The sequence below is a fragment of the Pseudoalteromonas sp. S2755 genome (assembly GCF_005886535.1).
In the GTDB taxonomy this organism is placed as follows: Bacteria; Pseudomonadota; Gammaproteobacteria; order Enterobacterales; family Alteromonadaceae; genus Pseudoalteromonas.
The window spans coordinates 1-22,991 of sequence record NZ_PNDS01000026.1; the positions used below are offsets into that span (position 1 = coordinate 1).

Sequence of the window (22,991 nt, forward strand, 5' to 3'; positions counted from 1 at the left end):
TTATATTTTTTTTTTATTATTTTTTTTTTATTTTTTTTTATTTAATAAGTAAGAAGTAAGAAGTAAGAAGTAAGAAGTAAGAAGTAAGAAGTAAGAAGTAAGAAGTGTTGTCGCTTCGAGCTGAATGTCCAGAGATATTCAATCAGTTGACCAAATAATCAAGACAAGGCCAGCTATCACGCCAGCCTTGCATTTTACTATTTTTAGTAGATGCACTCGGGTTATGGGCACCAGAATACGGTCAAATTAATATCAGGATGATTTAATACAGCACGCAGTGGTACTTCATACTCTGAGCCGGGTTGTTTTGCCGCTTCATACACCGCCTTTTTCTCATCACCAGAGATCAATAAAACAGCCGCCTTAGAGTTAGCTATTCCCGCCAAAGACAAACTCATACGCTCAGTGATCTCACCTGTCACTTCGCTTTGATGTGCGTTAATTGCGCATACAGTGTTTGTGGTTGCCAACGCGTGCTCTAAGCCCTTTGCATTTGGGAATAAACTGGCGGTATGACCATCCGGTCCCATTCCCAAAATAGTAACATCGAACGGCTTTTTCAACGCTGCATAAGCAGACTCACATAGATCAGCGCCCTCCTCTGCTGACACTGCCGCATTCTTCATTGTCACGAATCGAGCATTTGCCGCTTTGTCTTGCAGTAATGTCGACTTGATAAATGCTTCGTTAGACTTTTCGTGTTCCGGTTCGACCCAACGTTCATCAACCATCGCAACCGTAATTTTGTCCCAGCCTAGTTCAACACCAGAAAGGTAACGATACGCTGGAGCCGGTGATGAACCACCAGATACTAACAGCACAGCTTCACCATCTTGTGCAATCCCTTGGCTAAGCCCTGATTGGAGTAGCTCTGCAAGCGCTGCTGTCATCTCGTCTTTGGAGCTGAAATTTCTTTCTGTTAACTGTGCCATTACGCTTGCTCTCCCGCGTTGAACCAAACATGTTTGTTTTCTTCTAGCAGTTCATCGGCGTCTTCAGGACCCCAAGAGCCAGCACGATAAAGTGACGGAGCCCCTTTACTCTGCCAACGCTCAATGATTGGATCAACCCACTGCCACGCTTGGCGCACTTCGTCACGGTGAATAAATAAAGCAGGGTTATTTGCAGCGGCGTCTAGCATTAAGCGCTTATATGCGTCTGAATGATAGCCATTGTTATACTTTTCACTCAATGAGATATTTAGCGTCACTGGCTCTAGTTGCATTTCAAGGTTATCTAGACGCTTAGACATTAGCGTTAATTGAATACTTTCTTCAGGCTGTAACCTTATTACCAAACGGTTTGGCTGAATTGGACCCGCCGCATCACCATAAACATTGTGAGAAACAGGCTTGTACTCAACCACAATTTCAGCACAACGCTTTTTCATACGCTTACCTGTTCTTAAATAGAAAGGCACGCCAGACCAACGCCAATTATCAATGTGAGCACGAATAGCAACAAATGTTTCTGTTTTACTCGACCCTTCGCCCAACTCTTCCAGGTAGCCAGGTACCAGCTTACCTTCAAGGTCGCCTGGCACATATTGACCACGCACAACATTATTATCTACATCTGAGTCAATTAGCGGTCTAAGCGCTTCTAATACTTTAAGCTTTTCAGTGCGAATGCTGTTGGCATTAAGTTTATGTGGTGACTCCATTGCAACCAAGCAAAGTAGTTGCAATAAGTGATTTTGTACCATATCACGAAGCGCACCCGCTTTGTCGTAGAAGCCAGCTCTGCTTTCAAGACCGACTGTTTCAGAGATACTGATCTGAATATTATCTATGGCTTTAGCATCCCATAAATTCTCGAACAGTGCGTTTGAGAATCTTAGCGCCATCAGGTTTTGAACCGTTTCTTTACCTAGATAATGATCGATACGGAATACTTGCTCTTCCGAGAAGAACTCGCCTATTTTGGCATTAATTTCTTCTGCAGATTTGCCGCAATAACCAATAGGCTTTTCAACAACTACACGTGATTGCTCAGTGATTAGCCCTTTGATTGACAATAGCTCACAGCAACGGCCATAAACCGCAGGAGGTAGTGACAAGTAGAATACACGAGACTTATCTTCGCCATCAGCCAATATATTCTTTAGCGTATCCCAGTGTTCGTCTTCTTCAGTAACGTTGACTACCACAGGCACTAAAAACTGTTCAAATGCGGACCAATCTTTCTTGTTGTATTCGCCTTTGCCAAGGTGAGTTTGTAATGCGATATGTGCCGTTTCGATAAATTCTTGTTGTTTGTTTTGTTCACGAACGGTCGGTAAGATGCGAGTGCCTTCAGGTAAGTTACCTTCTTGATATGCACGATACAAGGCAGGTAGGAGTTTGCGAAGTGCTAAATCGCCTCCCCCACCAAAAATTACGATGTCAAAAGGATTAAGCATAATTCACTCTCATTAGGTTAGGCGTGCACTACAAGCACGCAGTGTTTATTCGATTTGGAGCCACTCCAAAGCCTACCAAACTCATTGTGTAACGGGTGATGATTTCGATTGCAATGCACTAGTAATATCAATTCGACTTAATACCTGCTCAACTTGAGAGATTAAGTAAGTTTGTATAAATGAGTCTTAGAAACCTGTATTTCCTCTCACAAAAATACAGGCTCTAAGTACTCCAGCGCTACCCGTTCAAAGGTATTCTGTTTACTTCCAGTTCCACTCGAAGTATTAATTTGTTCTCTTTTGCTTGTAATAAGCGATTAGACCCGCCGTTGAGCTATCGTGTGAGTTAGTAACGCCTTCTTGCGTTAGCTCGGCTTCAATATTTGAAGCAAGCCCTTTACCAAGCTCAACACCCCACTGGTCAAATGAACACACATCCAAAATAATGCCTTGGCAGAAAATTTTGTGTTCATACAAGGCAATTAGTCGGCCCACAGCTTTTGCATCTACCTTATCTAAGATAAATGAAGAGGTTGGACGGTTACCTTGATGTATTTTATGCGGGATCAACTTGTCGATTTCCGCATCCGACTTACCTTTAGCCGTTAAATCTTCACGAACCTGCTGTGCATCTACACCCGCCATCATCGCTTCCGTTTGCGCGAAGAAGTTAGACAGTAAAATATCGTGATGCTGGCCTACTTTGTTTTGCGGTTCAATCGAAGCGATAAAATCAGCCGGTACAATCACATTACCTTGGTGTAAACACTGATAAAAAGCGTGCTGGCCATTTATCCCTGTCATGCCCCAAATAATTGGCACAGTCGTATAGTTTACCTGCTCTCCTGCAAAAGTAACATGCTTACCGTTACTTTCCATTTCACCTTGTTGTAAATACGCAGGCAGCATATGAAGCGCCTGATCATAAGGCAAAATCGCTTGTGCTTGATACCCTAAGAAGCTGGTATTCCAAACGCTGAGTAACGCCATCAACAGTGGAATATTGTCTTCGTTGTTTGCCGTTTTAAAGTGCTCGTCAATTTCAAACGCACCTTCAAGCACTTCGACAAACTTATCGAAGCCTAAATAAAGTGCGATTGGTAATCCTATCGCGCTCCAAAGCGAGAAACGACCGCCAACCCAGTCCCACATCGTAAACACATTGTCATCGCTAATACCAAACGCTCTGGTTTTCTCCAGGTTGGTACTCACTGCAACAAAGTGCTTGGCAATTGCCGATTTATCATTAGCTGCGTTCAAAAACCACTCAACAGCGGTCTTTGCATTGGTCATGGTTTCTGAGGTCGTGAAAGTTTTTGATGACACGACAAATAAGGTTGTTTCTGCGTCTAAACCTTTCAGCACCGAAGCAATCTGTACGCCATCAACATTCGAAACGTAATGCACGTTTAGCGTGTCATCTGCATACGCGGCAAGCGCATCAGTTACCATTTGCGGGCCTAAGTTAGAACCACCAACGCCTATCGCAACCACATCTTTGACGGCTTTGCCTGTATACCCTTGCCATTCGCCCGAACGAACTCTGTTACTAAATGCTTGTAGTTTCTCTAATTCCGCATTGACTTGTTCAGTAACATTTACACCATCCACATAAATAGGTGTATTAGCACGATTACGCAGCGCCGTATGTAAAACAGCCCTGTCCTCAGTGGTGTTTATTTTTTCACCAGAGAACATCTTCTCTCGCCAAAGCGCGATGTCACTCTCTTTTGCGAGCTGCATCATCTCAGAGAATATTTGGTCGTCAATGCGTTGCTTGGAAAAGTCGAACAACACACCCGAGATTTGACGAGAGAACTTTTCAAACCTTTGCGCATCGTTTTCAAACATTGTTTTTAAATGCTGTTGCTCTACTCGCTGCGCAGAACTACTGAGCTTTTGCCAACTATCCAAATCTACACGACCACCCATAACACACTCCCCTAAGACGTAAGTGATTGTTAGTTACCTTACTTTTCAGGTAGTAACAACAAAGAAACATGACTAAACAAGCACATTATGCCAAAATGACAACGCTGTCAAATTGCTTCTTTTCAATTTTACATTGCGAATAATAACCTAAAATAAAATTTTTGACACCGGTATCATTCATTTATTTCTGCGAATTGTAGTGCTAAATTCTGTACTTATTAGATAGACTAAGAAAAACAGATGATCCTTTTATTAAGCCGGTGGTCGCCTTAGCGGCTAAATATCGCAGAAACTGGGCGCTAGCTTCTATATACATAAAGCGCTACTATTCCTCTGTGCTTAATAATGATCGATACAGACCTGTAAATAGAAGAACAACTACATGAAAGTCACTATTAATGATGTTGCCAAGCTAGCTGGCGTATCTATGAAAACCGTATCGCGGGTAATCAATAAAGAACCTTCGGTTAGAAAAAAAACCTACGATCAAGTAATGCAGGCTGTCAAAGAGCTTAATTATCAGCCTAATATCGCTGCGAGAAACTTAGCTGGTACTTCTTCATTTGCAATTGGCTTGGTCTACGACAATCCCAATGCGTATTATGTCATTGATATGCAAAATGGAGTATTATCTCGCTGCAGAGATGAAGGGTATGAGCTCGTCATCCACCCCTGTGAATCCAATTCAGCAAATATGGCCGAAGAGTTCATCACAATGATCAAGCGCTCGCGTCTCGCGGGTTTGGTCTTGACTCCTCCTCTATCCGAGCAACAAGCCATTATTGATATGCTTGATGAGCTGGGCATACATTACGTGCGCCTGCTTTCAGGTCGAGCGCAAGAAGCGAAAAATAGCGCAAATAACTGTATCTTTGTTGATGATTACGCCGCAGCCTATGAAATTACCGAGCATTTGATCCAACTTGGACACAAAAACATCGCTTTTGTACTTGGGGATGAAGAACACAAATCAACAGCAGAACGGTTAGCAGGATATCGTGATGCGCTGAAAGCCCACGGTATAGCACAGGATGACTCTCTGCTTTATCACGGCACGTACTCATTTGAATCTGGAGTAAAAGGCGCTAAAGCGTTGCTGGCCGATGGCAATCCAAACCAAATCACTGCGATTTTAGGTGGTAACGATGAGGTAGCCGCTGGCGCTTTATTTGCTGCGCGGCTGATGAACATAGAGATCCCAGGTCAATTGTCTATCAGTGGCTTCGAAGACTCTCCATTCTCCCGTCAAACTTGGCCTAAGCTTACGACTGCACATCAGGCTAACAACATTATTTCTGAGCATGCTGCGCGTTTATTATTTTCTAAAACTCGGGGACATCGGAAAAATGATAAAGAAGTCTCACATGTGTTCACACCGAGCATGGTGGTTCGTGAAAGCACAGGTAGAGTCACACAATAGCTATTTGATGTTAGTCGGCTCTTGAGCCGACTAACATCAAAAATTCTCATTATTTCGCCAACAGTTCTTCACTCTTACTCGACCATGCATTGATCAGCGCCTTGACGAGAGATGCAAGTGGAATTGCAAAGAATACCCCCCAAAACCCCCATAAACCACCAAAAAATAATACCGCAACAATAATATAAACAGGGTTGAGATCCACAGCTTCAGAAAACAATAACGGCACTAAAACATTACCATCTAATGCTTGAATAATGCCGTACGCGATGAGAATAGTCCAAAACTCTGGCGCTAGACCAAATTGAAACAAAGCAACTGCGGCAACGGGTAAGGTCACGAGTGCAGCACCAATAAATGGAATAAGTACAGAGAGTCCAACCAATGTTCCTAGTAGTGCGGCATAACGTAAATCCAAAACGGAAAAGGTCACAAAGCTCACTACGCCAACGATGACAATCTCAAAAACTTTACCACGAATATAATTCATGATTTGCTGGTCCATCTCATGCCACACTTGTGAGATGAGCTTTCTGTCCTTGGGTATAATTTTTGACACCCCAGATGTAAGCTCTGACTTGTCTTTTAACATGAAAAAAGCAAGCAGCGGCACTAAGACCAAATAAATCATCCATGCGACAACGTCTTTTAATGAGGTTAATGAGGCTGAGACAATAACTTCGCCAAGCTCTAGTAATTTACTTTCCACAGAGCTCACTATTGCCTGTACCTGAGTTGTAGAAATCAACGTCGGATAGTATTCAGGTAAATGTAAAAGGAAGTCCTTACCCTCTTCTATCATGGTTGGGCTTTCTTGGAGCAGGTTACTTAACTGTTGCCACAGAACGGGAACGATACCAAATACCAACCCTAAAACGACGCCCACAAATATCGCCATTACGACTACCGCTGATAACATCCTACTGCCAGTCACTCGGGTGAGCTTATTCACTGGCCATTCAAGTAAATAGGCGATCACAATTGCCACCAGTACCGGCATGACATAACTGCCAAAAAAGTACAACAAAGCAACCGTGGCAACTAGCATCAACAATAGCGTGACGGAATGTGGATCTGAAAACTTTTTGATGTACCACGCTTTTACTAACTCAAACATCCATGATCTCCAAACACACTTCACCGCTTTCAATTTCAATAATTTGATAACTCACCGAGTTACCATCCAAATACTTCTTGATATCTAACAAGCTCTGATCCTGACTCATCAGCAATTTTAGTTTGCCTAGAGTATAGTCATGGCGCTTTAACCGCCACTTAAACTGAACAAATAATGCTGGACAGGTAAATTCTCGTAGATCATGTACAAATTTTGTTGTCTTGTCTCCACACAAATCACTCAATGCGGTAGCCCTCAAGGCGTTGATGGTTTATTCTTAATAGCATACTCTACTTCTTGGGAATCTTAATGCCAGGCGTTAATAATAAGGCCCGATTGCCAGCCAATCCAACACTAAAAGAAATAAATTGGTACAAAAAGCAAATTAATTGGGGTGAACTTCCGCCTTTTTATCACCTTGTCGCCTCAGCGGTAAGTGAATGTGAAGGCCTGCTCCATCACGGCTTTGATAATGCGGTAAAGCGTTTGCTAGATAAGCGAAACTGGAATATAGAACTATTAGGTGGTTATGAAGATGACAGTGGCATAATTCACTGTGACAATAAACCTCAAATAGCATTACATCAAGCATTTACTGACAGAGGCTTTGAGCTTTGGGCATACCCAATAGCCAAAGGCACCAAGATTGATGCCTATGTTAAAGACAATCGTTTTTTGGAGTTTCAAGTATGGGATCCGCATACGATGAAAAACTTACTGCGCATCAACCAGCTCCATAAATTCATTGCGTTTTACTTTGAGCGCGGTGATATAGCTGACAAAGCTCTGATACTTCATGCGCACAAAGTGCTACATATGACAGTGACGTTTTTGCAAAAAGAATTGAACATCACAGGTGTTGATGGGGTCTCAATAAAAGATTTTTACCAACTTTGCGAAAAAGATGCTCGAGCATGCAATGATGAAGTCGACTTAGCTAGGATCATGCTCGGAGAAGACCTTAAAAGGGATTAAAATGCGGTTAAAACCCCTATTAAATTCAATCGTTTTAACATTTGCGCTCGCTACATCAAGCAGCGCTATTGCACAAACAGAGCTGAAACTACCAGATTTAGGCACTTCTGCTCTCCAAGTACTACCTATTGAAAAAGAACAAGCGATCGGCGAAGTCATGATGATGCAGCTACGCTCGCGCTCCCCTGTGGTTGGCGATCCGGTACTTGAAGAATACTTAACTAGTCTGGGCAATCGCCTTGTCGCCAATGCTAATGACGTGCGCTTTCCATTTACCTTTTTTTGGATAAATAACAAAGATATTAATGCCTTTGCTTTTTACGGGGGCCATGTAGGTGTACATACCGGACTCATTGCGCAGTCCGATAATGAGAGTCAATTAGCATCCGTTATTGGCCACGAAATTGCGCACGTTACCCAGCGTCACTTAGCACGCCGCGTACAAAACGCAAAAGACAACAGCGCCTTGACCATAGCGGGGCTTATTACTGGCATTTTAGCAACCGTTGTTGCCCCAGATGCGGGTATCGCCATTTTATCCGCAAGCCAGACCCAGTCGTCATTGAACCAATTAACGCATAGCCGAAAAGCAGAGCAAGAAGCCGACCGATTTGGTATGAATACACTACATAAAGCAGGCTTTGACCCCTATGCGGCCAGTGAGTTTTTAACTAAGCTCTCGGATCAAATTCGCTTTAAAAATAAGCCACCCGCATTTTTGCTTACGCACCCGTTACCCGACAGTCGAGTATCGGACGTTAGGCTTAGGGCACAACAATTCGAGAAAAAGCATTATCCCTCAAGCCTTTCCTACGCGTTAGCTAAAAGCCGTGTGCTTGCACGATACTATTATTCGGAAGATGCTAGTGAAGCCTTTTTCAGAAACGCGCTAAAGCACTCAGCAGAGCTAGACAAGCGCGCCCTACAATACGGGTTAGCAATTACGTTACTCGATCAAAAAAAATACGAGGAAGCTGGCAAACTATTGGATGAGTTGTTAGAAAAAGATCCGAATAACCTGTTTTACCTTGATGTGTACACCGATTATTTAATTGCGACAGAGCGCTCAGACAAAGCCGTTGAGATGCTTCAAGCTCAACATCAACTTAGGCCCAATAACCAAGTTATCACACTGAATTATGCTAATGCAGCCATAAAAGCAAAACAGTATGAAGTTGCCGAGCAATTGCTTAAGATCTTTTTGCTTGAGAAACCGGATCATATTCTCGCCCGTGATTTACTCACACAAACCTACGAAGCCCAAGAAAACAAGGCGGCTTACCATGAGTCAAAAGCGAGTGTCTATGCCCAGTATGGTGCATTTAATAAGGCAGCAGACGAAGTACAACGTGCACTCAATCATGTTGAAGACAAAGAAGATATCAAGCGTACAAGGTTAAAGGCACTACTTAGCCAATACCGTAATATGCAAAAAGAAATCGCTAAGCTGTAGGCTTAGCGATTGCTTACAGCAATAGTAAAAACGTATTTAAGCCAATTTTCTCGCACATCGCTTTTCGTCATCTCTACATTAAGCTATGATCCGCTTACATTACGACTTAGAGCAAAATAGAGCGAAATCATGTCAGTAGAAATCTATCACAACCCGCGCTGTTCAAAATCACGTGAAACCCTAGCTTTACTAGAGTCCAATGGCGTTAATCCTACCGTTATTGAATACCTAAAGACGCCAATTGATAGTGACACTTTGGCTAATTTACTTTCTAAACTTGGATTTAGTTCTGCTCACCAGCTCGTCCGCAGCAAAGAGACGCTCTACAAAGAGCTTGGACTATCGAAAGACTCGGACGAAGCGACACTGCGCACAGCCATGCTTGAAAACCCTAAACTGATTGAGCGTCCTATCGTTGTTAAAGGTGACAAGGCAGCGATTGGCAGGCCTCCAGAGTCAGTGCTTGCTATCCTGTAATGAGTAAAATTCTTATTTTATACCACTCTAGCCATGGCTCTGTGGCGAATATGGCGCACGAATTTGCAGACACCATAGTGTCACAAGGCGGTGAAGCCATAGTACGCGTTTTTGAGAAACGTCAAGACCATGATGTGGTCGTAACAAAGCAAGATTTAGTAGCGTGCGACGGTTTGGCGTTTGGCACTCCTACACGCTTTGGAATGATGGCAGCGCAAGCGAAAGCGTTTTGGGAAACCACCAGCGATTTGTGGCTTAAAGGCGCGCTCATCGATAAACCAGCCTGCGTATTTTCTTCTTCAAGCAGTATGCACGGTGGCAATGAGGCTACTCTACTCAACCTCTCTTTACCGTTATTACACCACGGCATGATGTTGTTAGGTATCCCCTATGATGTTCCAGAGCTTTTGGCGACCGAAATGGGTGGGACGCCTTACGGTGCAACACATGTTGCAGGCAGCCAAAACAATACTTCTCTCACTCAAACAGAAATCAAAATTTGTCGTGCAGCAGCGAGTCGACTGCTACGCGTCGCGGAAAAGTTAACATGAATGAAATTGCAAAAAAGCCCATCACTAGACGCTTTCAACTCTGTGCGCTAGTCGGGTATTTTGGTCTCCTGATCCTAATGCCACTTTGGCTCTTTGTGCTTGCACCAAGAGAAGGTTACAGCTTGGGTTTTGTCTTTGTGGTGTACGTTTTGCCTTTATTACTCCCGCTTAAAGGTATTTTGCAAGATAAGCCATACACTTATGCGTGGGCAAACTTTGTCGTGATGTTTTATTTTATCCACGGCTTTACCCTGTTGTGGACATCTCCAGACGAGCTAGTGTTAGTCCTGCTTGAGATTGGCTTTGCAACATCCATGTTTATTGGTTGCACTTACTATGCCAGACACAGAGGCCAAGAGTTAGGATTGAAGATCCGCAAGTTAAAAGAAGACCTTGCTGACGAAAAGGCAGCGCACGAACATAAAGAGTCATAATCTCGCTTGCGTAACTAGATTAAAAAAGCGCAGTCTTCAATGAAGTAACTGCGCTTTTTTCGTATTCATGCCTTAGTATTATTCGATATGGTAAGCTACTGTAACGAGAGTACAGCTATCAACACCAATACTGAAAACAATACCTGCACACCAATACTAAGCCAAGCTAACGCATTTACCCCGATGAGTGACCAAGGTGTTGAGCTGCTCGGATAGAGGGGATTACTGCGTTTTCGCCTCGCAAAAACAAAAATTGCAATAGAAGCTGCCGTAGTGACAAGTGTTGCGATGGCTTTTTCATCCACCTCATCAGTAAAAAATAAAAATAACTGAAGTGGTAGCAAAATAGCAGCAAAAGCATAAAGAATATGGACAGTTTTTATTTTTTGATACTTTGCTTCATTAGAAAGCTCAATAATACCGTGCTGCTCAAATGTTTGCTTAGAAGTAAGCGCCTGATTTTTCATCGCCACACGATAAGGGGTGTCGCCATGAATATCCGCAAGCGTCGGGTCATCACCATGTTCAAAAATCATTTCGATCATAGCTGCAGAATTCGATGCCGCCGCATAGTGCATTAAGTTTCTGCCTGATTCATCCAATTCATTTACTTTATGGTGCGGCAACATGGTCTCAACCGCGCTCACAAAGCCATTTTCAACCGCCAACATAATAGCTGAACGCCCACAGCTATCTCTCGCCGTCCCTTTTGCGCCCTGCGTGACTAGGGTGATAATCGCTGACTGCTTCACCTGTTGCTGGGTTAGCTGGAACAATAGCGCTTGTTCCAAAAGACCCGTCACTTCCTCTTTGTCACACATAGTACAAAGCAGCTCAAAAGTCTGCTTTCCATCCAGCAAACTATCTGTGGCTAGTTTAGCCGTGGCTGCTCGGTCAAGTAGACAAGTATCAATATGAGTCAATAGTGCACTATGTGTTGCCTCCGAGCTGTTGCACCACAGAGAAACAATTTCTTTCGCGCTAAACTTAAGCCCTTTCTCCAATAGCCATATCAGCGTTTTTTCATAATGTTTGTCACAGAGCAGCTCTACAAATGATAAACTTTGCTCTTGTACCTGAGCTTGAATATTAGAGTACTGACCAAGACGCTGAATGAGTGTTTTTATCAGCTCATCCTGATCAGTATCATTTTCTTCAATGTGCTGAATTACACTATTAACGTATTGACGCTGCTTATCGTCATAGTCTTCAATATGCTGAAAATAACAGGCTTCGAACGGCTCTAGTGGTCGTAACCAGGCAAGGTAAAATAAAGGAGGTAGAATAGTGGTCGTTACGCCCTGCTCATCTTTCATTTGTTGGCAATTCGGCCATGCCTCTATGGCATCTAGAATGTAAGCACCGTTTTGTTCGATTAACCCCTTTAACAGCATGGGATACTGGGCTGGCCAAATTAACACTTGTTCCATGAATGCGCTATTATCCTCAGAATGTAAATATATGCAGCATAATTATCGCGAAATGACTAGGTGGTGAATAATATCAACAGTCGCGCTAAAATGCTCACCTATTTCAGGACAAATTTAAAAATAGGGCTTTTTGAGGAGCTAGAATGGGCAATCAATTAGAAACATGGCAAGTGATCTTGATCATTGTTGGCGTGTTAGGGGTGATTTGGAGCAATATTGCGTTGTTAAAGTATTCCGCCAAATTTGAAATGAAAAAGAAAATCGACGAGCAGACGGCGCCTTTTGACAAAGATAAGGTAACGTCCAAAAACAACACGCCTCAAAATAATCCAAAAAAGGATGAAGATTGAAGCATGTTGCGACGTTAGACGTGCTGATTAATCATTCATCCACATTTGAAATTTAACCGCACATCATAAGGCTTACCGAGCGCACCATCGGCTATTCCTCCACCTATGGTCATTGCAGCCCCTGCATCATCGACACTATTTCGACCAAAAATCCACATCGCCATACCGGCAGCCTCAACGGCGTTAGCTACGCCTTTTTGCGTGATATAAGTACTCTCAGGCGTATCACTGTTATAAATGATATCTAGATTCACAACATACGCGACCATATCAGCTTGTTTGCAATAGTGTCTGGCCTGCTTTAATGCCTCTTTATTACCCGCATCACGGCTGTCGGAAAATAACATAATATTATGCACACCATCAGACGATGGACGCACATCATCATGATGAGCACACCCAGATAACCAAACCGCTAAACCAACACTTAATAGAATTCTTTTCATCACACTCTCCTATTCATTAAGTGCAAGCTTAAGGGTTATTTCGGTTTAGTTCCGTTAGTCATTGTTTAAATTTGTAATAAGCGACACAATTGACCAATTACTAAGCTCACTTAACTTCCACGTCTACCCAAACTAAGCGGTGATCGGAGCTGGCATGGCGACTTTCCACTAAACGGAATAATTCATCTTCTTTGCTTGGCCAGAAAACCCCGCTGTTAAGTACTTGAAAGCCGAACTTGGATGGCAATACGTAATCGACACGCGCCCCCCAATGTGCGGTATAGCTGCGACTCTCACTTTCCTTGCTATGTTCACTGCCCCCTTTGCTCTGTGGCGTAAAGTTCGAGAATACCTTAGGGTTATCTAATAGCTGCTCTATCACACCCGGTCTATGTTTATCCCCTGTATCAGCAGCATTTAAATCACCGACAATGACAAATCGTGTATCATTTTTAAGGCCACCTTTGACGCCATTATCATCATAAATGTACTGGCTGCGTTTGGGATCGATATAATCAGCCATTAAGCGGATCTCATCGTGATTTCTGTTGCCATTTCTATCCTCTTCACCGTCAAACACAGGGGGAGTTGGGTGCATCGCCAGTAGGTGAAATAGTTTGCCGTTCACTTCAATAGGCAAATCCCAGTGAGATTTTGAGCTTAGCCTCAAGTTTTTCCACTCTTGCTCACTATACCAAGGTTGCTTCGTCGTCGGATCTGTTGTCACCCTGTGGTCTGGCATATCTTTCCAAAGAAATGTCTGCAAGGTTCGGGCTTGCTCTTTTTTAATCGGATACTTTGATAGTACAACCATTCCATATTGACCTTCATATAACCCAAACCCTTGGGCATCACCGCCATAGTTAGATTGCTTGCCGTCATTATCTAAATCATACGGTGTTGGTAATCCAGTATTGACTGGCGCAATATAGAAATAAGGATACGATATCGGCTGCAGGCTGGCTTGAGATTGCGCTAGATAATTATTTATGAATGCCTGTACACCTTTTTTTGGCTCGGCGATGTAGTCAAATTCATTGAGTAGAATCACATCTGGGCGAACACGCTGAATGATTTCTGCAATATTTCTGATTTGTTGGTGTTGACCATTTTGTAGCAATGTACTGAGCTTTTGAGGGTCCAGCGCTTGCCCTTTTTGTTGATAGTTCGTTGCTTCCATACTGACATTAAAGGTAGCAATACGAAGTGTTTTTGCACTTACGACCGTTGTCATTAATAAAAAAAGTAGACCTACGTATCTCATAGACTTGCCTTAAAAATTTGTGATAAACCTCGCGATGACTATTTTATTCATAATCCTTTGAAAAACGGAAATTATCTCGACAGATTCAAACGATTTAATGTTGGCAAGTTAGCAAAGAGCAGTTAAAGTTAAATGATTAACTGCCTTGTACTGCCAATGTGAGATTTGTGAGTATTTTAAAACGATTACACCTCATCACCACAAACCAAGACACCACATTTGAGGAAAAAGTGACGGCGCTGCTTACGCTTGGCCTCGATGTGTTTGAGCTTGATATTGCAATCGTCAGTGAAATTCAAGCTGATGTATACACTGTAAGGCATGCGATCACTCCAGATAATTCTTTGTTGGCAGGTACGGATTTTGAACTGGCAAACACTTATTGCTGGCATACTTTACAAGCAGACAGCGCACTGTCTTTTCATCACGCGGGTACTAGCGAAATTGCCACTCACCCTTGCTACGCAAACTTTGGCCTAGAGAGCTACATTGGCGCGCCGATCATTGTTGATGGTAAACGCTATGGTACCGTCAACTTTTCCGCATCCAGTGCCAAAGCACAGGCGTTCAGTCAAGAACACTTAGATTACGTGAGTTTACTAGGTCAATGGATTGGTGTTGAAATTTCTCGGCAAAAGGCGTTAAAGAAGATACAACACCGCTCACAAGCATTAGCAGCGATGAGCCGTCTTGCTGATATTGGCTCATGGGAAGTCGATTTTAAAAAGAACAAAGTGTATTGGAGCCAGCAAACACGACTCATTCATGGCGTTGATGATAACTTTATACCAACACTCGACAATGCCATCAGCTTCTATAAACCCGGCATTCACCAAGGAAACATTAAACAAGCCATAGACGACGCCATCACCTCAAAAACCAAATGGGACATAGAATCCATTATTATTGATGCTAACGGCAACGAAAAGTGGGTCGCCTCTCACGGTCAAGGTGAATATGAAAATGGTGAATGCGTCCGAGTTTTTGGTGCCATTCAAGATATTGATGAACAAGTCAAAATGCGTATTGCATTAGAGCAAAAACGTGAAGAGGCGGAACAACTTCTCAAGACGCGGAGTGAATTTATCGCCAAAATCAGCCATGAATTAAGAACCCCGCTAAATGGTTTAGTCGGCATGCTTCAAGCGTGCAGAAAAGAAACCGACATAAAAGAAATCAAGAGTAACCTAAGTGTCGCGGTCAACAGTGCAGATATGTTGATCACTTTGATTAACGACGTATTAGACTTCAGCAAATTAAACAGTAATAACCTTAAGCTAGACAATACTCCGTTTGATCTTCATCAGTTAGTCGAACAAGTTGTAGGCCTGTACAGTCCAGCCTGTCGCGAAAAAGGGCTTTCAATCAACTTTCATATTCATAAACAAGGCACAAATAGGCTCTATTCAGATCCGACTCGAGTTAAGCAAATTATTGCAAACCTTGTGAGTAACGCCATCAAATTTACGTCAACGGGTAGTATTGATATTTATGCCGACGTGCTGGGGAGTGAGACTTCACCGATTCTACAATTAAGTGTCTCAGACACAGGAATAGGGATTGCTAAGACCAATCAAGTACATCTTTTTCAACCATTTAGCCAAGGCGATGCCAGTGTCAGTCGGCATTTTGGTGGAACCGGTCTTGGCCTTTCAATCGTATTTGAGCTTTGTAACTTGTTACAAGGCGAAGTACAGGTAGAAAGTGAGTTGGGTAAAGGAAGTACCTTTATCGTTACCTTCCCAGTAGAGTTTGCAAAAGAGGCCGACGACGTACCAGAACAAAAGACTGAAGAGCAGCATATCTCCCTATCAGAGTGTAAAATCCTGCTTGTAGATGATAATCAAATCAACGTACTGGTGATGGAAAAACTGCTAAATCAGTTTGGTGCAACTCACATCGACAAAGTCTATAACGGCGAGCAAGCCGTAAAATCATGCCAAGACAAAACCTTTGATATTGTGTTTATGGACTGCGTCATGCCGATAATGGATGGCTTTGAAGCCACCCGCAGCATTCGTAGGCTGTCAAAAGATAAGCGCCAAGAACCGCACATTATTGCGTTGACCGCCAATACTTCTGAGTCTGATAAGGCGGCCTGTTATAAAGCAGGCATGAATAACTTTCTGTCTAAACCTATTCAGATTGATGCGCTCAAAGGCGCGCTTGAGCCCTTCACGCAATAAGAGAGGAGCTTGACTTAGCTCCTTTCTTGTTAACGACGTAGCAATATTATTCCGCTGCTTTTTCTTTACCCGCTTTAGTGCCGTTACTACTCTTCTCTGATTGACCTGTGCGGTTAAAGATCCCTAAGCGAATGCGAATAAAGTGTAAAATCTCTCTCGCCACATCAATATCTACAGCCTGTTCAAGCCCCTCAAATCCTGGACTTGAGTTTGCTTCACAAATTTTAAAATGCTCTTCATCAAATAATAAGTCGATACCAGCGACATCAAGGTTCAGGATATTAGCGGTTTGTGTTGCTAGCCATTCGATTTCGGGGGTGATCGGGTGTGGGCTGCCTTTTGCGCCTAAACTTACGTTGGCCTTAAAGTTCTTACCGCCAGAGTTGCGCTCCATACAAGCGACAGCACGACCGCCAATGGTTAATACACGTAAGTCTCGACCGTGACTCGACTTCACAAAACGCTGCAAAATGATATTTGCTTTTGGATTTGTTGCTTCAATGAGTTGCATCAAATCATCAAATTCACCGCGTGATTTTGACAAAAATACGCCGCTGCCCTGCGAGCCTGATAGCGTTTTAATCACCACCGGGAAACCAATTTGCTTCTCCACCAGTTCAATATTTACAGGGAACTTAACCAGCATGGTTTTTGGTGTTGGTAAGTTTTGCTCTGCAAGGATCTGCTGAGCATACAGCTTATCTTTGACGGTTTCGATGGACTGTGAAGAGTTAAAACAATGTACGCCTAAACGCTCAAGGTGACGGATGATCGCAAGCGTAAAGTAAGTCGTGCCTGCCCCCATACGTGGCAATACAAAGTCAGGTAACGCAACTGGCTGACCATCGATTAGAATACTTTCTTCATCTTCTCTGGTTACCAAAAGATCGAATTGATCAGGTGAGTAAACTTGAAGATCAATACCTTCTTCCTTTGCCACCGCCATCAATCTATCTATTTCATAAATTTCAGGTTTTAACAAACTGGCAGAGTCTTTGTAAATGATCCAACCGCGCATACGAATTGCCCCTTGAGTAGCGGAATAAGAGGGTCGCTGTTGGCACGAATTCTTAAGTGAAAGCACCTAAGCAGGTTCGTGTATCATCGGCCCCTAAACAAAAGCGCGATTATGTGGACTCACTCAAAAACAGTACAGCAAAAAAAATTTATCGACACAATCTAAAAAACTACTCACGATTTTCAAAGTAAGACTGTGTTCCATGAGCCTCCAAAGCACTTTCTATGCGCTGTAATGCCAGTTTGTATACGGCATCTCTCATCTCAAGTCCTTCATCACTTCGCAGCTGCCACGCTTCTTCAAATGCATTCGATAAATATTTTGACAACTTATCGTGCACAGTTTGTTCATCCCAAGCTTCTCCTTGGCGATTCTGACACCACTCAAAATAGCTTACGATGACGCCACCGGCATTAGCTAAAATATCAGGAACAACTATAATGCCCTGCTGATGCAAGATTTCGTCGGCGTCCGCCTCAATGGGTCCATTGGCAATTTCTATAATATACTTTGCCGATACTGCTTTGGCGTTATCTCGGGTGATTGCGCCGGATAGCGCTGCGGGCACTAAAATGTCTACCTCCAGCGCAAGCAACTCTTCATTACTCAGCACTTTATGTTCAACGCTTTCACAAACCGAATCATCACAGTACACGGCTTTAAGCGCTTTGTTGCGTTGCTTTTCTTGATAAATGCTTTCTATATCTAAGCCATCTTTACAGTAAATCCCGCCTTTTGAATCGCTTACTGCAACGACTTTATAACCCGCTTGCTGCAACAGCCTTGCACAGTGATAACCACCATTACCAAAGCCTTGAATAGCTACCGTTTGTTCAGCTTTATTCCAATTATTCTTTTCACTGAGTCGCTCTATCATTAAGAATGCACCGCGACCCGTGGCGGATTCTCGTCCTTCACTACCACCAAAAATAAGCGGTTTACCAGTGATCACGGCAGGACTTTTTTTACGGACGATTTTCTCGTATTCGTCCATCATCCAGCCCATAATCCTAGCATTGGTGTACACATCCGGTGCGGGAATATCCTGATCGGGTCCAATAAAATCAGCATTAGCTCTGATGTATGCTCGGGCAAGGCGCTCAAGCTCCATGGGACTCAGTGATTTAGGATCAACGGTTACGGCACCTTTACCGCCACCAAATGGCACGCCAACCGCTGCACACTTTAGCGTCATCCAAAGGGCTAAAGCTTGCACCTCACTCATATCAGACTCTTGATGAAAGCGTATTCCGCCTTTTGTAGGACCTAGCAAATTATTGTATTGACAACGATACGCCTTAAAATAATCAAGTTTACCGTTGTCACGACGAATTGAGATATTGCTCGACAGCGTTCTTTGAGGCTGGGCTAACGCTTGATAGGTAGACTCGTTAATTCCTGTCTTTTCGACTATATGATTTAATCTTTTCAACGCGTCTTTTAGTAGATCCATACTCATCCTTTCCTCGCTTATTTTTAATTCAACAAGTAATTGTATGAGTGCATGGCGCCAAAAGATCAAGTCAATTAACTGGGATTAATAATTATGCGATTTCCTCTAAGAAGTAGGAAGGCGCATCATTTGGTGCTAATAAAAAGCATTGTTTCTTCGCTCTGGTTAATGCCACATAGAATAAGCGCCGCTCTTCTGCGTCAGGAAATGCCCCTTGTGCAGGTAAAAGCGCATCGACAAATGCTGGCGTTTTTACCTGTGACGGAAAGTTTCTATGCTTGAGACCAAATACTATCGTAAAGTCTGCTTCAGTCCCTTTAGCACCGTGAAAGGTGTTATGTGAAATAATAAGCTCTGGATAGAGTTGCCGCCACTGCGCAATTTTTGATTTATCAGGTAATGCTCTATGATTTCTCGCCAGTAAGGCAACGGAAGTTTTCCCTTCGTTACGCTGCTCAATATGATTGAGCAGTTGTTGCGCCTGCGACAATTCATCATCAACCATCACTTTCACTACGCCCTGCCCCGCCACACCAGCGGTATGAGAAGTGATATGCTTGGTTATTTGTTCTGGATTGCGGCAAATAAACTCGCTCGCCGTGTCTAAAATGGTTTGAGGATAACGGAATGTTTTATCCAAGTATGTGGTTGTTGACTTACCAAAATAGCGAGTAAATTCGGTGGTTAGGCGCATATCTCCACCACTAAAGCGATAAATAGCCTGCCAATCATCACCAACGGCGAACAATTGCGATCCGGCTTTTTTATCTAGCAGCACCTGAATGAGCTTTGCCCGCACACGGGAGATGTCTTGAAATTCGTCGACCAAGATGAACTTCCACGGTGAAATAAACTGACCAGACTCTACGTAATAAATAGCCCGCTCCAGCATGTCATCGAAATCAATGCTAGATTCATTGCCTAAATACAGCTGATATTCCGCAAGAACTGGCATTATCACACTCATTTGATTGCTAAACTGCGTCAGCAGTTGCTCAACCTCCCCCATTATTTGAGCATGCTTCATCAATGGTAATACCTGAGTTATCAGATCTATCGCCTGTGACGCTTGCTGTATGCTCGAACTTTTCAAAAACAGCGCAAAGTCTCGCTCAAAGTGGCTTTCTTGTCGTAACGACTGCACGGTGTCCGCAATAAATTGTTTAAATAGTTTTTTATCCGTTGCTAGATTTGAAATTGTCGGCTTTTCCCCGGTAACCGCTTCGATGATCTGCATGCCAAGCGAATGAAAGGTAGAGCAATTTAAGGTGTTACAGAGAGGCTGACAACGCTGACGCATCTCCGTCGCGGCATCATTACCATACGCAAGCAATAACAGCTCATTCGCCTGAGCCAATTTACGATGCAAGAGATACCCGACTTTGGCTTTGATAACGCTTGTCTTACCCGTGCCTGCGCCAGCAAGCAGTAATTGCCTGTCATCCTGGATCACACAAGCCTTACGCTGAGCTAGCGTAAGGGGGTTTGATTCAACGCTGTCAAAATAGTTAGCGTCTTTTGCCAAGTAGTGCTCAACAAAAGCAGACTGAAACTCAGCAATATCACGCTCATTCCAAAGTGCAATTTCTCGTACAGTTGCTACTTGAGGCTTTAACGAACTTGGCACGGCATTATCATCTAGGTGCTGCCAACTAGACCATAAAGCACTGCAAATCTGACGCACTAGACTTTGATTATGATGGCTGAGATATCGACGCGTTAATAACTGCTCAATTTTACGAACTTTAACTTGCAAGTGCTTGCCATGGTGTAAGATCCACAATCGTTGCAATTGTTGCACTAACTCATCTGCACCTTGATTTTTAACACTTAACACATAGGTCTCGTGACCCTGTTTGATCAGGACTTTTTGAGCAAACCAACCACGCTGAGGTGCTGGCGGAACTGTCATAGTGCTAAAGGGGATGAAACTATCAGCAGATTTCGACTTAAGGTGGAGGCCTTCTTTCGTACATTTGGCACCACGTACCCCATAAAACAGCCGACTAAAGAGATGTAATGCTATCAATTGGTCAATCAGACAAAGTAATTCCGTTGCCGCCATGCTAGCACGAAACCCAAAAACGTGCTTAATGAAATTTTGTCATCGCTATTTATTTTTTATTAATTTCAATGAACTAGTCTAATACCTAGCTAACAGATTGTGCGACTTGATGGTTAAGAAGGCAGGCGAATAAGGCCTGCACATTCACATATCAAGCAGCTGTTATTGTAGTTAGCTTTGTTTTAGCCGCTAACGTTGCTTTACCAACCATTACGAGTACCACTGCACCAATAATCACAGGCGTAAATAAAAAGCTCCATCCCTCCAGTGCCAACATGATCAGTATTGGATTTGCGCCAGCCGGTGGGTGGGTGGTTTTTGTTACTAACATACTAAATACGCCAAGCCCCGTTGCTAATGCCAAAGAGAATTCGTTAACACCGATATACTGCGCAAAAATAATCCCGATTGTAGCGGTAATAATATGTCCAAAGATGACGTTTTTAGGCTGCGCTAGTGGACTTTCGGGCACACCAAATACCAGCACTGCCGTTGCGCCCAAAGGTGCCATTAAAAAAATATGCTCAGCACTTATCGTTTGACTAAACGCCAATATTGCAATGGCGATAAACGCCCCCGCTCCAGCAATTAAAGCAAGTTGTATTTCTCTCATTGTATTCTTTCCCTTTCCAAAAAGTAGACCATCTTGTCTACCACACAAATGATAGACAGGATGGTCTACTTCTGTCAACCTATAATCACGGTAATAAACATGGCTGACTGATGAGTACAAAAAAACAACAACTGATCGATTGCGCAATGGGACTGTTCTATCAACATGGCATTCATGCCATTGGCATTAACGAAATATTAAAATCATCTGGTATTGCTAAAAAAACCCTGTACAACCATTTTGAGAGTAAAGAGGCGCTGGTGCTTGCAACACTTGAGCAGCGGCATCACCTATTTATATCTTGGTTATCTCGTTGCCTTGAAAATGCTCAAACGAATGAACAGCTCGCAGAGCAGCTATTTTCAGCACTAGATCAGTGGATTAATAATAAGGTGGAGGTACTGGGCGAATTCCGTGGTTGTTACTTTATTAACACAGCGGCAGAATTTGGTGAGCTTAGCAGCCCAATTAATCAACTATGCCAGCGGCACAAACTTGCGGTAAAAGCGTTACTGAAACAAGCGCTCAACGACGCTGATGATGCCGCTGTCGAGCGCTTGTTTCTATTGAGCGAAGGGATTATTTCAACGGCCTATACCTGTCACGATACGGATGTGGTCAAGCGGGCACTCAAGAATTAAGGTATTTCTCCACTTCTGTAAAACAAGATGCAAACTTGCTTGGCACAAACTCGATAATGTCATACCGAGCCACTTCGGCGACATAAAAGGGATCTTGACGCACAATATCAAGTAGCTCAGCTTCACTACTCGCCTTTGCCAAAATAACCCCACCAGTTCGTGGGATTTTTCTGCCAGAGGCGATAAAAGTACCATTGGCATAGAAGCGATCTAAAAACGCAATGTGAGGGGCGAGCAGCGGCTCTACCTGTTCAATTTCGGTAACATAAGTAAGATTAACAATAAATATTGAAGCTGACATTAAACTATTTTCCTGTGAGATTATGGTTCTGATTTGGGGGCTTTTTTGCGTTGTTCTTGTTTGGCTTTCGCGATATTTTTAAAAACGGGTGGTGGAATAGGAAAAAGCGAAATGAGCGGCATTAAAGCCAAAAATAGATAGGCGCCTTTTGGCATTTTTTTGGCCCATAGCACGACCTTAAAAAGTAAAAAGGACGCGATAAAAATCGCCGTAAATAACAACAATACTTCTGTGATCCCTATATCCATTATTATCTTCTCATATATTTAACCTGAGGTTTGGATAACGAATGTTCTAACTCATTACTGCTAAAACACAACTTCGTTTTTCTCTTTGTCTAGCCAGAGAGTTTTAGGGGAAACAAGGCGAATTTACGCACCAATAGCTGGCTATTGGAAGTGGATTCAACGCAGTTAGCGCTAAAACTGGCTGCTAGAAAGGCATTGATTATCCACAGCTCAGGT

General features: G+C 43.1%; 23 protein-coding genes. 9 read left to right on the forward strand and 14 right to left on the reverse strand.

Features of this window, described 5'->3' with window-relative positions; all coding sequences use genetic code 11:
* Window positions 1–221: 221 nt before the first annotated feature.
* From pgl to pgi, 3 genes are all read right to left on the reverse strand, one after another.
* Entirely contained in the window at window positions 222–932 is a 711-nt protein-coding gene (gene pgl, locus CWC03_RS04935; protein ID WP_138580806.1) for a 6-phosphogluconolactonase, read from the reverse strand.
* Window positions 932–2,401: a glucose-6-phosphate dehydrogenase gene (gene zwf / locus CWC03_RS04940; RefSeq protein ID WP_039492296.1), complete on the reverse strand. Its 1,470-nt coding sequence runs from the start codon at window positions 2,399–2,401 to the stop codon at window positions 932–934. Before zwf ends, pgl begins: the two co-directional genes overlap by 1 nt.
* A 285-nt stretch (window positions 2,402–2,686) precedes the next feature.
* On the reverse strand, window positions 2,687–4,333 hold the full coding sequence (pgi, locus tag CWC03_RS04945; RefSeq protein WP_138580807.1) for a glucose-6-phosphate isomerase: 1,647 nt from the start codon (window positions 4,331–4,333) through the stop codon (window positions 2,687–2,689).
* Between the two features lie 382 nt (window positions 4,334–4,715).
* On the opposite strand from pgi, the gene CWC03_RS04950 reads away from it, so the two are divergent.
* A complete protein-coding gene (locus CWC03_RS04950; RefSeq protein WP_138580808.1) occupies window positions 4,716–5,753 on the forward strand; it encodes a LacI family DNA-binding transcriptional regulator in 1,038 nt (345 codons plus the stop codon).
* Window positions 5,754–5,802: 49 nt separating this feature from the next.
* On the opposite strand, the gene CWC03_RS04955 is transcribed toward CWC03_RS04950, so the two are convergent.
* Together CWC03_RS04955 and CWC03_RS04960 are read right to left on the reverse strand one after the other, a co-directional pair.
* Complete coding sequence (locus CWC03_RS04955; protein WP_138580809.1) at window positions 5,803–6,870, reverse strand: AI-2E family transporter; 1,068 nt, start codon at window positions 6,868–6,870, stop codon at window positions 5,803–5,805.
* Entirely contained in the window at window positions 6,863–7,114 is a 252-nt protein-coding gene (locus CWC03_RS04960; protein WP_010375515.1) for a hypothetical protein, read from the reverse strand. Before CWC03_RS04960 ends, CWC03_RS04955 begins: the two co-directional genes overlap by 8 nt.
* Before the next feature lie 65 nt (window positions 7,115–7,179).
* Here CWC03_RS04960 and CWC03_RS04965 point away from each other — a divergent pair, with 65 nt between their 5' ends.
* From CWC03_RS04965 to CWC03_RS04985, 5 genes are all read left to right on the forward strand, one after another.
* Window positions 7,180–7,845: a hypothetical protein gene (locus tag CWC03_RS04965; RefSeq protein WP_045965430.1), complete on the forward strand. Its 666-nt coding sequence runs from the start codon at window positions 7,180–7,182 to the stop codon at window positions 7,843–7,845.
* Between the two features lies 1 nt (window position 7,846).
* On the forward strand, window positions 7,847–9,298 hold the full coding sequence (gene bepA / locus CWC03_RS04970) for a beta-barrel assembly-enhancing protease (protein WP_138580810.1): 1,452 nt from the start codon (window positions 7,847–7,849) through the stop codon (window positions 9,296–9,298).
* A gap of 129 nt (window positions 9,299–9,427) precedes the next feature.
* Entirely contained in the window at window positions 9,428–9,775 is a 348-nt protein-coding gene (gene arsC / locus CWC03_RS04975; RefSeq protein WP_138580811.1) for an arsenate reductase (glutaredoxin), read from the forward strand.
* On the forward strand, window positions 9,775–10,326 hold the full coding sequence (gene wrbA / locus CWC03_RS04980) for an NAD(P)H:quinone oxidoreductase (protein WP_138580812.1): 552 nt from the start codon (window positions 9,775–9,777) through the stop codon (window positions 10,324–10,326). The genes arsC and wrbA overlap by 1 nt, the downstream gene beginning before the upstream one ends.
* Window positions 10,323–10,760, forward strand: coding sequence for a DUF2069 domain-containing protein (locus CWC03_RS04985; RefSeq protein ID WP_010375505.1), 438 nt, complete (start codon window positions 10,323–10,325; stop codon window positions 10,758–10,760). Before wrbA ends, CWC03_RS04985 begins: the two co-directional genes overlap by 4 nt.
* A 95-nt stretch (window positions 10,761–10,855) precedes the next feature.
* Here the strand turns inward: CWC03_RS04985 and CWC03_RS04990 are convergent, their stop codons facing one another.
* Window positions 10,856–12,190 carry an ankyrin repeat domain-containing protein gene (locus tag CWC03_RS04990; protein ID WP_138580813.1) on the reverse strand — a complete coding sequence of 445 codons (1,335 nt, stop codon included), beginning with the start codon at window positions 12,188–12,190 and terminating at the stop codon, window positions 10,856–10,858.
* Between the two features lie 143 nt (window positions 12,191–12,333).
* Between CWC03_RS04990 and CWC03_RS04995 the strand changes: the two genes are divergently transcribed.
* A complete protein-coding gene (locus CWC03_RS04995; protein ID WP_138580814.1) occupies window positions 12,334–12,540 on the forward strand; it encodes a DUF2897 family protein in 207 nt (68 codons plus the stop codon).
* A gap of 35 nt (window positions 12,541–12,575) precedes the next feature.
* Here CWC03_RS04995 and CWC03_RS05000 read toward each other — a convergent pair whose 3' ends face one another.
* A complete protein-coding gene (locus tag CWC03_RS05000; RefSeq protein ID WP_138580815.1) occupies window positions 12,576–12,986 on the reverse strand; it encodes a hypothetical protein in 411 nt (136 codons plus the stop codon).
* Between the two features lie 106 nt (window positions 12,987–13,092).
* Entirely contained in the window at window positions 13,093–14,250 is a 1,158-nt protein-coding gene (locus CWC03_RS05005; RefSeq protein WP_138580816.1) for an endonuclease/exonuclease/phosphatase family protein, read from the reverse strand.
* 167 nt (window positions 14,251–14,417) lie between these two features.
* Here CWC03_RS05005 and CWC03_RS05010 point away from each other — a divergent pair, with 167 nt between their 5' ends.
* Window positions 14,418–16,436, forward strand: coding sequence for a GAF domain-containing hybrid sensor histidine kinase/response regulator (locus CWC03_RS05010; RefSeq protein WP_138580817.1), 2,019 nt, complete (start codon window positions 14,418–14,420; stop codon window positions 16,434–16,436).
* A gap of 46 nt (window positions 16,437–16,482) precedes the next feature.
* Here the strand turns inward: CWC03_RS05010 and CWC03_RS05015 are convergent, their stop codons facing one another.
* From CWC03_RS05015 to CWC03_RS05030, 4 genes are all read right to left on the reverse strand, one after another.
* Entirely contained in the window at window positions 16,483–17,454 is a 972-nt protein-coding gene (locus CWC03_RS05015) for an ATP-grasp domain-containing protein (RefSeq protein ID WP_138580818.1), read from the reverse strand.
* A gap of 169 nt (window positions 17,455–17,623) precedes the next feature.
* Window positions 17,624–18,907 carry a Glu/Leu/Phe/Val family dehydrogenase gene (locus CWC03_RS05020; RefSeq protein WP_249313949.1) on the reverse strand — a complete coding sequence of 428 codons (1,284 nt, stop codon included), beginning with the start codon at window positions 18,905–18,907 and terminating at the stop codon, window positions 17,624–17,626.
* A gap of 91 nt (window positions 18,908–18,998) precedes the next feature.
* Window positions 18,999–20,972 (reverse strand): UvrD-helicase domain-containing protein, encoded by a 1,974-nt coding sequence (locus CWC03_RS05025; protein ID WP_138580820.1) that lies wholly within the window; start codon window positions 20,970–20,972, stop codon window positions 18,999–19,001.
* A 151-nt stretch (window positions 20,973–21,123) separates the two neighbouring features.
* The gene (locus CWC03_RS05030) at window positions 21,124–21,585 is read right to left on the reverse strand and encodes an HPP family protein (protein ID WP_138580821.1); all 462 of its coding nucleotides are present in this window, start codon (window positions 21,583–21,585) and stop codon (window positions 21,124–21,126) included.
* 110 nt (window positions 21,586–21,695) lie between these two features.
* Here CWC03_RS05030 and CWC03_RS05035 point away from each other — a divergent pair, with 110 nt between their 5' ends.
* Window positions 21,696–22,226: a TetR/AcrR family transcriptional regulator gene (locus CWC03_RS05035; protein ID WP_138580822.1), complete on the forward strand. Its 531-nt coding sequence runs from the start codon at window positions 21,696–21,698 to the stop codon at window positions 22,224–22,226.
* On the opposite strand, the gene CWC03_RS05040 is transcribed toward CWC03_RS05035, so the two are convergent.
* Window positions 22,216–22,527, reverse strand: coding sequence for a YciI family protein (locus CWC03_RS05040; protein ID WP_045989089.1), 312 nt, complete (start codon window positions 22,525–22,527; stop codon window positions 22,216–22,218). The genes CWC03_RS05035 and CWC03_RS05040 overlap by 11 nt on opposite strands.
* A 20-nt stretch (window positions 22,528–22,547) precedes the next feature.
* The gene (locus CWC03_RS05045) at window positions 22,548–22,775 is read right to left on the reverse strand and encodes a hypothetical protein (RefSeq protein WP_138580823.1); all 228 of its coding nucleotides are present in this window, start codon (window positions 22,773–22,775) and stop codon (window positions 22,548–22,550) included.
* Between the last annotated feature and the right edge of the window lie 216 nt (window positions 22,776–22,991).

Excerpts from the sequence above, each read along its gene's own strand:
- CWC03_RS05025 (WP_138580820.1), bottom strand. The coding sequence starts at position 20,972 with ATGGCGGCAACGGAATTACTTTGTCTGATTGACCAATTGATAGCATTA.
- CWC03_RS04965 (WP_045965430.1), top strand. The coding sequence starts at position 7,180 with ATGCCAGGCGTTAATAATAAGGCCCGATTGCCAGCCAATCCAACACTA.
- CWC03_RS04990 (WP_138580813.1), bottom strand. The coding sequence starts at position 12,190 with ATGGAACAAGTGTTAATTTGGCCAGCCCAGTATCCCATGCTGTTAAAG.
- pgl (WP_138580806.1), bottom strand. The coding sequence starts at position 932 with ATGGCACAGTTAACAGAAAGAAATTTCAGCTCCAAAGACGAGATGACA.
- CWC03_RS05020 (WP_249313949.1), bottom strand. The coding sequence starts at position 18,907 with ATGGATCTACTAAAAGACGCGTTGAAAAGATTAAATCATATAGTCGAA.
- CWC03_RS05030 (WP_138580821.1), bottom strand. The coding sequence starts at position 21,585 with ATGAGAGAAATACAACTTGCTTTAATTGCTGGAGCGGGGGCGTTTATC.
- CWC03_RS05005 (WP_138580816.1), bottom strand. The coding sequence starts at position 14,250 with ATGAGATACGTAGGTCTACTTTTTTTATTAATGACAACGGTCGTAAGT.
- CWC03_RS05045 (WP_138580823.1), bottom strand. The coding sequence starts at position 22,775 with ATGGATATAGGGATCACAGAAGTATTGTTGTTATTTACGGCGATTTTT.
- zwf (WP_039492296.1), bottom strand. The coding sequence starts at position 2,401 with ATGCTTAATCCTTTTGACATCGTAATTTTTGGTGGGGGAGGCGATTTA.
- CWC03_RS04985 (WP_010375505.1), top strand. The coding sequence starts at position 10,323 with ATGAATGAAATTGCAAAAAAGCCCATCACTAGACGCTTTCAACTCTGT.
- CWC03_RS05035 (WP_138580822.1), top strand. The coding sequence starts at position 21,696 with ATGAGTACAAAAAAACAACAACTGATCGATTGCGCAATGGGACTGTTC.
- pgi (WP_138580807.1), bottom strand. The coding sequence starts at position 4,333 with ATGGGTGGTCGTGTAGATTTGGATAGTTGGCAAAAGCTCAGTAGTTCT.
- CWC03_RS04955 (WP_138580809.1), bottom strand. The coding sequence starts at position 6,870 with ATGTTTGAGTTAGTAAAAGCGTGGTACATCAAAAAGTTTTCAGATCCA.
- wrbA (WP_138580812.1), top strand. The coding sequence starts at position 9,775 with ATGAGTAAAATTCTTATTTTATACCACTCTAGCCATGGCTCTGTGGCG.
- bepA (WP_138580810.1), top strand. The coding sequence starts at position 7,847 with ATGCGGTTAAAACCCCTATTAAATTCAATCGTTTTAACATTTGCGCTC.
- arsC (WP_138580811.1), top strand. The coding sequence starts at position 9,428 with ATGTCAGTAGAAATCTATCACAACCCGCGCTGTTCAAAATCACGTGAA.
- CWC03_RS04995 (WP_138580814.1), top strand. The coding sequence starts at position 12,334 with ATGGGCAATCAATTAGAAACATGGCAAGTGATCTTGATCATTGTTGGC.
- CWC03_RS05040 (WP_045989089.1), bottom strand. The coding sequence starts at position 22,527 with ATGTCAGCTTCAATATTTATTGTTAATCTTACTTATGTTACCGAAATT.
- CWC03_RS04950 (WP_138580808.1), top strand. The coding sequence starts at position 4,716 with ATGAAAGTCACTATTAATGATGTTGCCAAGCTAGCTGGCGTATCTATG.
- CWC03_RS05015 (WP_138580818.1), bottom strand. The coding sequence starts at position 17,454 with ATGCGCGGTTGGATCATTTACAAAGACTCTGCCAGTTTGTTAAAACCT.
- CWC03_RS05000 (WP_138580815.1), bottom strand. The coding sequence starts at position 12,986 with ATGAAAAGAATTCTATTAAGTGTTGGTTTAGCGGTTTGGTTATCTGGG.